Source organism: Treponema sp. JC4 (assembly GCF_000260795.1).
Classification (GTDB): Bacteria; Spirochaetota; Spirochaetia; order Treponematales; family Treponemataceae; genus Treponema_D.
In genome coordinates this window covers 1-1,077 of record NZ_AJGU01000108.1, presented here as the reverse complement: position 1 = coordinate 1,077, position 1,077 = coordinate 1, and the positions used below count along the sequence as shown (strand labels likewise).

The following is a 1,077-nucleotide window of genomic DNA, read 5'->3' as shown; positions in this document are numbered from 1 at the left end:
AGAATGGAAAGAAATATTTCGTTCATTCAAATCATTACGAGATAATCCTATTTTTTCCATAGCTGAGTAAAAAATCCTTATAAATATAATTTCTACTTACAGGAGTTACTCCATTATTAAAACTAAAAATGTATCCATTATTTCTCCAGGATAAAAACTTAAGAATTGATTTATACAGCACCATACTAATCGGGATTTGCCTAACGGTATTTGTTTTTGTTTCTTTAAGTCCATATTTTACGTCATAAGAATGCCTTACAGTAATAAGACCTTTAGACAAGTCTTCAACTCTTAAAGCCTGAATCTCTCCTAACCGCATTCCTGTAGAAACAGCGAGGAGATTAAAAAGATATGTAAGTTCATTTTTCCATAAATCTTTTGAACTGGTGCTTTTAAATAATTTTCTGATTTCAACTTCTGTAAAGATACCTTTTGTTTTCGTATCACTGCAAAACATCTGAATACGTGAAAAAGGATTAAAAGAAATATCACCTAATCTATATGCTTCATTAAAAATTATTCTCAAAATTCTGATTCGCTTATTAAGCGTGCTATTTGATATGCCAGTTTGCTGTTCACGTTTTAACCAAGCTTCAATGTCTTTCGGTGTTATCAAATTTATTGGTTTATTCTTAAAAAATGGAATGGCCCGTTTATTTATAATTGCATTATTTTTATCTGAACAAGTTTTTGAATATGTGAATCCACGCTGCAGTTTGCTACGAACATAAATTCCTTCCTGCGAAAAGAAATTAACAGCATATTTATCAAATGCAAGATTTGTATTTCTGATCAGTGTTCCTGATTGAAATAAGTTCAATACATATTGTGTGGCTTCAATTTCATCTGTACGACCAGTAGAAAACTGCCGTCTTTTTCCGTTTTCATCATATGTAGAGTAATAGTAGATTTTCTTTCCATTTGCAAGAATTTTTGGAAAAATCACAAAAGCCTTTTTTTTCATAATCAAACTCCTTGCTGCATTCCGCAACATGGAGTTGTTGGATGTTAAATTTTTTTCAAAATTTGGTCATATTTTACTATTGCACCGATAATTATTTAGTTTTATTATTTTAT

General features: G+C 30.1%; 1 protein-coding gene. It reads right to left on the bottom strand.

Annotation, left to right across the window (positions count from 1 at the left end):
• Window positions 1-34: 34 nt before the first annotated feature.
• Window positions 35-964: a tyrosine-type recombinase/integrase gene (locus tag MSI_RS13480; RefSeq protein WP_007590562.1), complete on the bottom strand. Its 930-nt coding sequence runs from the start codon at window positions 962-964 to the stop codon at window positions 35-37.
• Between the last annotated feature and the right edge of the window lie 113 nt (window positions 965-1,077).

Bases quoted from the DNA above. Each gene is read 5' to 3' on its own strand.
- MSI_RS13480 (WP_007590562.1), bottom strand. From the start codon at position 964: ATGAAAAAAAAGGCTTTTGTGATTTTTCCAAAAATTCTTGCAAATGGA.